General features: G+C 60.3%; 7 protein-coding genes. 1 reads left to right on the top strand and 6 read right to left on the bottom strand.

Features of this window, described 5'->3' with window-relative positions:
• From glmS to BM194_RS17705, 3 genes are all read right to left on the bottom strand, one after another.
• A partial coding sequence (gene glmS, locus BM194_RS17715; protein WP_092849571.1) for a glutamine--fructose-6-phosphate transaminase (isomerizing) occupies positions 1–1,106 on the bottom strand: 1,106 nt, incomplete at its 3' end.
• 5 nt (positions 1,107–1,111) lie between these two features.
• Complete coding sequence (gene glmU, locus BM194_RS17710; protein WP_092849569.1) at positions 1,112–2,503, bottom strand: bifunctional UDP-N-acetylglucosamine diphosphorylase/glucosamine-1-phosphate N-acetyltransferase GlmU; 1,392 nt, start codon at positions 2,501–2,503, stop codon at positions 1,112–1,114.
• Positions 2,504–2,919: 416 nt separating this feature from the next.
• On the bottom strand, positions 2,920–3,864 hold the full coding sequence (locus tag BM194_RS17705; protein WP_092849567.1) for a metallophosphoesterase: 945 nt from the start codon (positions 3,862–3,864) through the stop codon (positions 2,920–2,922).
• Positions 3,865–4,079: 215 nt separating this feature from the next.
• Here BM194_RS17705 and BM194_RS17700 point away from each other — a divergent pair, with 215 nt between their 5' ends.
• On the top strand, positions 4,080–5,189 hold the full coding sequence (locus BM194_RS17700) for a histone deacetylase family protein (RefSeq protein ID WP_244891003.1): 1,110 nt from the start codon (positions 4,080–4,082) through the stop codon (positions 5,187–5,189).
• A 32-nt stretch (positions 5,190–5,221) separates the two neighbouring features.
• Here the strand turns inward: BM194_RS17700 and otnC are convergent, their stop codons facing one another.
• The 3 genes from otnC to BM194_RS17685 are packed head-to-tail and all read right to left on the bottom strand — an operon-like array spanning position 5,222 to position 8,683.
• On the bottom strand, positions 5,222–5,869 hold the full coding sequence (gene otnC / locus BM194_RS17695) for a 3-oxo-tetronate 4-phosphate decarboxylase (protein ID WP_092849565.1): 648 nt from the start codon (positions 5,867–5,869) through the stop codon (positions 5,222–5,224).
• Positions 5,866–7,173 (bottom strand): 3-oxo-tetronate kinase, encoded by a 1,308-nt coding sequence (gene otnK, locus BM194_RS17690; RefSeq protein WP_092849563.1) that lies wholly within the window; start codon positions 7,171–7,173, stop codon positions 5,866–5,868. Before otnK ends, otnC begins: the two co-directional genes overlap by 4 nt.
• Before the next feature lie 19 nt (positions 7,174–7,192).
• Positions 7,193–8,683: a tripartite tricarboxylate transporter permease gene (locus BM194_RS17685; protein WP_092849561.1), complete on the bottom strand. Its 1,491-nt coding sequence runs from the start codon at positions 8,681–8,683 to the stop codon at positions 7,193–7,195.
• Between the last annotated feature and the right edge of the window lie 3 nt (positions 8,684–8,686).

The following is an 8,686-nucleotide window of genomic DNA, read 5'->3' as shown; positions in this document are numbered from 1 at the left end:
CCCCGCTCCCGGGCAAAGCGCAGCGCCGCCAGGGTGTCGGCGGTCTCGCCGGACTGCGACAGGGTCACGAACAGCGTGCCCTCGGGCACCACCACCTGGCGGTAACGGTACTCGGAGGCCACCTCGACCTGGGTGGGCAGCCCGGCATACTTCTCCAGCCAGTAGCGCGCCACCAGGCCGGCATGGTAGCTGGTGCCACAGGCGACGATATGGATCTGGCGCGCCTGGGCGAACAGCGCCTCGGCCTCGCGGCCGAAGCTGCGCACCAGCGCGTGGCGCTCGGTCAGGCGGCCCTCCAGCGTGGCGGCGATGACCTGGGGCTGCTCGTGGATTTCCTTGAGCATGAAGTGGCGGTAGCCGTCCTTGGTGGCCGCGCCGTCGCCGTGTTCGAAGGTCTGCACCGGGCGCGACTGGACATTGCCCGCCGTGTCGTGGACAGCGATGTCACCGCCCCGGGCGAGACGCACCACATCGCCTTCCTGCAGGTAGATGAAGCGGTCGGTGACCTGCAGCAGGGCCAGCGGGTCCGAGGCCAGGAAAGCCTCCTCGATGCCCACTCCGACGACCAGCGGGCTGCCCTTGCGGGCCCCGACGACCACGTCGGGCTGGTTCTTGTGCACGACCGCCAGCGCGTAGGCGCCATCGAGCATGGCCACGGCGCTCTGCACCGCCGTCAGCAGGTCCTGGCTGCGATTGAACTCGCGTGCCAGCAGATGGGCGACGACCTCGGTGTCGGTCTCGGAGGTGAACACATACCCTTGGCCTTCCAGTTCGGCACGCAGCGGCTCGTGGTTCTCGATGATGCCGTTGTGCACCACCGCCAGGCTCTCGCCGGACTGGTGCGGATGGGCGTTCCGCTCGTTGGGCCGGCCATGGGTCGCCCAGCGCGTATGAGCGATTCCTACCGTGCCTGCCAATGGCATTTCCTGAAGCCGCGTTTCGAGCATCGCGACCTTGCCTACGGTGCGCTGCCGGTACAGATGGGCCTCTTCCGACAACACGGCCATGCCGGCCGAGTCATAGCCGCGATACTCGAGGCGCCTGAGGCCCTCGAGCAGAATGTCCTGGACGTTGCGCTCGGCTACCGCTCCCACGATTCCACACATTGGTGCTACTCCCTGAATTCCACCTTGAGTTCCGAGTTGGCCTGTTTCTGCGGGCGCGGCCAGTCCGCCTTGGTGATCTGCCGGCCCCGGGCCACGGCCAGCGCCCCGTCATCGACGTTGCGGCTGATCGTGGAGCCGGCGCCGATGGTGGCGCCACCGCCGACCCGGACCGGAGCGACCAGTGCCGTGTTGGAGCCAATGAACGCCCCGTCGCCGATCTCGGTATGATGCTTGTGGGCCCCGTCGTAGTTGCAGGTGATGGTCCCGGCGCCAACGTTGACGTCACGACCCAGCCGGGCATCGCCGACGTAGCTGAGGTGATTGATCTTGCTGCCCTCGCCGATCCGGGCATTCTTGGTCTCGACGAAGTTGCCGACCTTGGCGTGGCGGGAAAGCTGCGTGCCGGGGCGCAGGCGCGCGAAGGGACCGACCCGGCAGTCGCCGTCGAGCGTGGCACCGTCGAGCAGGCTGTGCGCCTCGATGACGCAGCCCGGCCCGACGCGGCTGTCGCGAATCACGCTGTAGGGGCCGACACGCACCCCGTCGCCCAGCTCGACTTCGCCCTCGAAGACGCAGCCGACATCGATTTCGACATCCCGGCCGCAGCGCAGGCGGCCGCGCACGTCGAGGCGTGCCGGATCGGCCAGCGTCACGCCGTCGGTCATCAGCCGCTCGGCCTCGGCCCATTGATGGGCCCGCTCCAGGCGCGCCAGTTGCACGCGGTTGTTGACGCCCTCGACCTCGGTGGGCGAGGCGGGCTGGGCGGTGGCGATCACCGTGCCTTCCGCGGCGGCCATGGCGATGACGTCGGTCAGGTAGTATTCGCCCTGGGCGTTGTCGGCCGACAGCCGGGGCAGCCAGCGGCGCAGCTGGTCGGCGGTCATGGCCATGATTCCGGTGTTGCACTCGGTGATGGCGCGCTCGGCGTCGGAGGCATCCTTGTGCTCGACGATGGCCACCGCCTCGCCCCGGGCGTTGCGCTTGATGCGTCCGTAGCCGGTCGGCTCGGCCAGGGTCACGGTGAGCAGCGCCATGCGCCGTTCATCGACCTCGTCGAGCAGCGCGGCGAGGGTGTCGCGCCGGATCAGCGGCACGTCGCCGTACAGCACCAGCACCTTGCCGTCGCCGAGGCCGTCCAGCGCCTGGGCCACGGCATGGCCGGTACCGTTCTGCTCGGCCTGCACCACGAAGTGCAACGGGCAGGCGGCGAGGCGTTCGCGCACCTGCTCGGCGCCGTGGCCGATCACCACATGCAGCCGATCGGCGTCCAGCGCCTGCGCCGTGTCGATCACGTGGCGCACCATCGGCTTGCCGGCCACGGGGTGCAGCACCTTCGGCGTGGCCGAGCGCATGCGGGTACCCTGCCCCGCGGCGAGAATCACTACGTCGAGCGTCATGCAAGTTCCTTCTTGATTCGGCAATTCGCTGCGACGTTAAAACTCGCGTTGGCAAAAAGCTATTGCCACTTTGGGCCAATTAGACCAATGCCTGCCAAGGGTCGGAGTTATAAGCGAGTTGGGGTTGATAATGCGGGCGAAATACGCATGGCGCCGATAAAACACGACGGTTGGGTTTTTAAACTTGCGCACCGCTGGGCTGCGTTAAAACGCTGATCATCTAAATATTAAAGTTCAGGGGAGGGACAATAAGGCAACGCTGAAGCGTTGAGATTATTAAAAGTTTTTTGATTCGCGTCATGAAATAAGTCGCCAGAGCGATGACAATTGCCATTGTCGGATAACCCTGGCGATAGTAAGAGAAAATAAAAGGGGAGTTGGCATTGCGCGTACGGCCGCAATGCCAACGAGTCCATTCACTGAAGTGTGAACAGCGTGACTTCCGGGGCGGCATTGAGCCTGACAGGAATCACGCTGAAGCCGATACCGCGATTCACGTAAAGACGGTTGCCCGGCTTGCCGTAATTCTCGACCCAGCCATCGGTGTGCACATCGTTCTTGGCCAGCATGGCCATCCAGCTCCAGTCAGAGGTCCACGGAAGCCGGATCTGTCCGCCATGGGTATGGCCCGCCATGGCCAGCGGTGCACTACCTTCGGGAAAGTGGGAAAAGCTGTCGGGGTTGTGCATGAACACGAGCCGCGCCGCATCGTCGGGCAACTGGCTCAACGCCTGCTGCGGGGCGTCGTTATTCGCATAGTGCGACCCGATGCCCACCAGGTACAGCGGGTCACCATCGGTATTGCCCGGAGCCGGAAGGGGCAGGCTCTCGTTGACCAGCACTTTGATACCTACCTCCTCCAGGGTGGTTTCCACCTGCTGGGCGAGCCACTCCAGCCTGGTATCGTCAGGCTTCTCCATCGCGTAGTCGTGATTGCCCAGCACGGCATAGACCGGAATACCGGCCTCGGTCAGCGGAGCCAGCAGCGACAGGGCATGACGCAGCTCTTGAATGACCTCCCTGACGTCGTCCTTCTCTAGCTCCTCCCGAATCTCTTCCCTGGGCTCATCACCGATGGGGTGATAGATGAAATCCCCGGCGATCAGGACGGCGCTTGGTTGCCGCTGGGCAAGACGCTCGGCAATGTCTTTCACCGTTTCGGTGTTGGATAGCCACATGCCCACCTGGAAATCGGCGATCAATGCTATTTCCCGGTCCTTCCATGCCAGTGGCAGATGGGGAATTTCTGCCTGTTCCTCCTTGTAGTCGATCTGGTACGGAGCGACGAACGTCCCCCACACCAGCAAGGCGATGACAAGGATGACGAGCAGGAGCAGGGAATACTTGATGAACTTCTTCATGGGCGACCATCGCTTCGGTTGACAAAAAACGCAGCGCACTTGTCTTCTCTGACGCGCTCCGGCTCCGTCAGGGTAGCTTGCCTGGCCGCTCGGTTCGAAACGCGGCGGCCGATTCCCCTTTTGGCCAAGTATCTTGCCGCAGGCATCTCGTATTCATTGGCTAGACTGAGAGGGGCGAAAACAGCGCATGAACGAGCACGAATCGAGGGGGCGGTGTGGCTGAGAGGAACAGTGTTTCGGTCTTTTACGATGACCGCGTGCTGGCGCACCAGCCCGACGGGCATGGCGCCTTTCTTTCGCGTCGCATGGACAAGCGGCTGCGCGAGACCCTGGCCGGGTTGGGGGTGGCCTGGAAGTATCCCGAGCATCCCGGCCGCCTGACTGCGATTCTCGAACTGCTGGAGCGAGAGCCTGTCGCCGGGGTGCGTTTCGAGGCAGGTACCCAGGCTACATACGAGCAACTCAGCCGGGTGCATACCACGGCCTATCTGGACGCCATTCATCAATTGCGCGGTCAAGAGGCCTGGCTGGACGTGGACACGACCGCTGTATCCCCCGGTAGCATCGAGGCGGCGGAGGTCGCCGCCGGCACCGCCGTGGCTGCGGTGGAAGCGGTCATGGCCGGGCGCACGGAATCGGCGTTCGCGCTGGTTCGCCCACCTGGCCACCATGCCGAGCCGGTGCGTGCCCGGGGGTTCTGCTTGTTCAACAATGTCGCCGTGGCCGCTGCACATGCCCGGGCCGCACTTGGCTGCTCACGCGTGATGATCGTCGATTGGGATGCGCATCATGGCAACGGCACCCAGGAAATCTTCTGGGCCGATCCCAATGTGCTGTTCTTCGACATTCACCGCGCCGCGCCCTTCTTTCCGGGCTCCGGCAATCTGGAAGATATCGGTGGCGGGCTGGGGGAGGGCACCACAGTTAACGTGCCCATGCCTGCCGGGGCAGGAGATACGGCCTACCTGAAAGCATGTCAGGACATTCTCGTGCCTGCCGCCGAGTGGTTCCAGCCCGACCTGATCCTCGTTTCGGCAGGATTCGACCCGCACTGGAACGACCTGGCACTCAGTGTTTCCTATGAAGGTTTCGGGGCCATGACCGGTATTCTCCAGACCCTGGCCCGACAGCACTGCGATGGCCGTCTGGTCTTTGTCCTGGAAGGCGGCTACAACCTCACCTCCCTGGCACAGGGCGTGAGAAGCGTGCTCGAGGTCCTGGCGGGGAGTGAGCCCCCTCAGCCTGGGGTCATCGGCCTCAAGGAAGTCGACAACGCCATCGCCTTCCACCGCGATGCCTTCCTGCCCTCGGAGGGCAGTGGCTGAGTTGGTTTGCGTTACCCTTTTCTTCGGGGGGCTCATTCTCTTGGAAAACGCGCTTCGAGCTCGGCAACCTGTTCGGGGGTCAGGCCGCGAGGGTTCTTACCCTGCATTAGCAGGAAAAGCTTGGCTGTCTCTTCCAGCTCCTCGGTAGCGTAGACAGCTGCCTCAAGATTTTTCCCGGCCACTACTGGTCCATGATTGGCTAACAGCACCGCACTGTGGCGACCGGCCAGACCTTTCACTGCATCGCCCAGACTAGCGTCGCCTGGAATATGGTAAGGCACCAGCGGAAGCTTACCCACGCGCATGACATAGTATGCAGTGAGTGGTGGAATACAGTCACAAGGGTCAATGCCGGGAAGGCAAGAGACGGCGACAGAATATGTCGAGTGAAGATGCACGATTGCTCCAGACTGTGGGCGTTCGGCGTACATCGCCATGTGCAAGAAACTTTCTTTCGTGGGCTTGTCTCCATCATGCCAGTGCCCATCGCGATTCAGTCGAGATATACGTCCCGGGTCGAGGCGCCCCAGGCAGGCATTAGTCGGCGTCATTAGCCATCCGCCATCATCGGTGCGCACGCTGATATTGCCACTCGAGCCCATAGTCAGGCCCCGGTCGAATAGCGATTTACCCAGTGTGGCGATTTGATCGCGCAGACGTGTTTCGTCATGAGTGCTCATGCCGATATCGTTCCTTCGTTCACTGCCTTTAGCACCTCGAAGGCACGCGAGAAAAAGTCTTCTCCCCCAAAGTTACCCGACTTCAAAGCCAGCGAGAGCGGTGCATTCCGACCTTCCAGCGGTGCTTGGGTCCAAGGCACACCAGGATCGATCTGATCTCCGATACGAAGCTGGCTGATGCCTAACGCCGAGACCACGGCGCCGGATGTTTCCCCACCGGCAACGACCAATTGCCCGACTCCTTCAGAAACCAATATCTTGGCTATACGGCCAAGAGCCTGCTCCACCAGCTCGCCAGCATACTCAATGCCCAGCTCTACCTGGGCAGCCTTGACCCGCTCGGGATCAGCCGAAGCGTAAACCAGAACTGGACCGCCATGAGCGAGATGCTGTCGAGCAAAAGCCAAGGCAGTTTCCCAATGATTGGTATCGTTGGCGAGTAACAGCGGATCCAAGGCGACGCCAGGATGACGCTCAAGGAAATGATTTACCTGGCCTAACGTGGCCCTTGAGCAACTTCCCGATAGCACCAAAGCATTACCTGAAGCCGGTGCCAGGTGCCCCGGATCGCTGACTTCGTTTAGCCAGCCTTTGCGACGATATTGTTCAGGCAAGGCCTGACCGATGCCGGAGCCACCGGTAACCAACGCATGCTCGGCGACGGCTTCAGCTAGGACATCTAGGTTGCTTTCATCTACCGTGTCACAGATCACATGACGAACTCCTTGAGTGGAAAGCTGTGCCAAGTGATCAAGTGTATGCATTGCGCCACGCGCCAATACAGCATGCGGCACAAGGCCTACCGAATAAGGGGTCTGTCGACCCAGGACTCGCACCAGATCGGCATCCATCATCGGATTTAGAGGGTGGTGTTGCATGCCGCTTTCGTTCAGTAGGCGATCACCCACGAACAGATGCCCCTGATACACGGTGCGTCCATTAGCGGGGAAGGCGGGTACCATCACCGTTTGCGTTGCTCCAAGCCCATCGAGGAGGGCATCAGCGACCGGCCCGATATTGCCGGCATTGGTGGAATCAAAAGTAGAACAGTACTTGAAAAATATTTGGCGCGCATTGTGCCCTTGGAGCCATTCAAGCGCAGCAAGAGAGTCTGAAACTGCCTGTGCTGCTGGGATGGAGCGAGACTTCAGCGCTACTATCACTGCATCTACATCATCCAGCACAAGATCTGAGGGCGGTACGCCGATGGTCTGTATGCAGCGCATGCCCGCCCGCACCAGGTTGTTGGCGAGATCCGTAGCGCCAGTGAAATCGTCGGCAATGGCGCCTAGCACGAGAGTCATGGAATTCTCCGTTTTTGAATCAAGAATTAGCGGTCTTGAGTCTTGCCCGTTTGCGAAGCGGAACGAGAATGGCTGCAGCAAGAAGTAGACACGAGATGACGATCAATGTGGCACTGATGGGACGCGTAAAGAGAATGGAAAGATCGCCTTGAGACATTGAAAGAGTGCGGCGTAGTTCGCTTTCAGCAATAGGGCCGAGAACCAGGCCCAAGATGATTGAGACCAGCGGAAATTTCAGCTTTTCCAGTAAAAATCCAAGAACACCAAAGCCTAGCATCAGCCACACGTCGAACATTGAGTTGCGTACGGAATAGGTACCTACGATGCAGCACATGATGATAATGGGACCCAAGGCCGAATAAGGAATATTCAGTAGTCTTGTGAACAGAGCAATAAAAGGCTTCGAAAACAACAAGATCATGAAGTTGACGATAAACAGGCCGGCAAACACTGCATAGATCAGGTCACTGCTAGTCATCATAAACATGGGGCCCGGCTGTAGGCCGTGCATGATAAAAGCACCTAGAATAATGGCAGTGGTGCCGCTGCCAGGAATACCGAGAGCGAAAAGAGGAACCAAGGCACCCATTGCGGCCGCATTATTGGCTGCTTCTGGCGCTGCAATGCCCTCAGGAGCACCCTTACCGAATTTCTCTGGAGTTTTAGACCAACGAACTGCCTCGCTGTAACTGACCATAGCTGCAGTGCTTGCCCCGATACCGGGCAAGATGCCGATGATCACGCCAAGCAGGGAAGAGCGAGAGAGAGTCATGCCAATCTTGCGCAAGATTGGCATATCAAAGATCTTGACACTGACTTTCTTGAGTGGCTGGTGTGTCTCCTCACCCAAGGTTCGCTTCATGACTTCCGAAATAGCGAACAGCCCCACAATGACCGGAATCAAGCCGACACCTTCGGCAAGTTCCAGGCTACCAAAGGTATAGCGACTGGTGCCTGTCAGTGGGTCGAAGCCAACGGTAGCAATGAACAGGCCTAGGCAGGCGCCGATAAGACCATAAATGAGCCGACCCCCCAAGGAAGCCACTACCGTCAAGCCAAGGATGGCCAGCGCGAAGTATTCCGGGGAAGAAAACTTGAGCGCTACCGACGCTAGCATGGGCGTGAAAATAATCAATGCAATGGTGCCAACCAATCCCCCAATGGCAGAGCTCAATACGCCGATGCCCAGCGCTTTACCGGCCTGACCTTGCTGAGTCATGGGGTAACCATCGAACGCTGTCATGACGGCTTCTGGTGTGCCGGGGGCTCGGTAGAGGATGGCAGTGATAAGTCCTGAAAATACCGTGGAACCATAAATGGCGGTAAGCAACATGAAAGCTGCAGTGGGATCCATGCCATACGTTACCGGTAGCAGGATTACCACCAGAATAACGCCGCTGATGCCGGGCAAGGCGCCACCAATAAAACCGATAAAGACTGCTGAAGTCAAAATCAGTAGATTCATGGGCTGGAGAACCACTGCCAACCCGCTCAGGAAACTTTCCAGCATCGT

The sequence above is a fragment of the Modicisalibacter xianhensis genome (assembly GCF_900113605.1).
GTDB lineage: Bacteria > Pseudomonadota > Gammaproteobacteria > Pseudomonadales > Halomonadaceae > Modicisalibacter > Modicisalibacter xianhensis.
The sequence above is the reverse complement of the archived record's forward strand: the minus strand, read 5'-3'. Positions and strand labels throughout refer to the sequence as shown.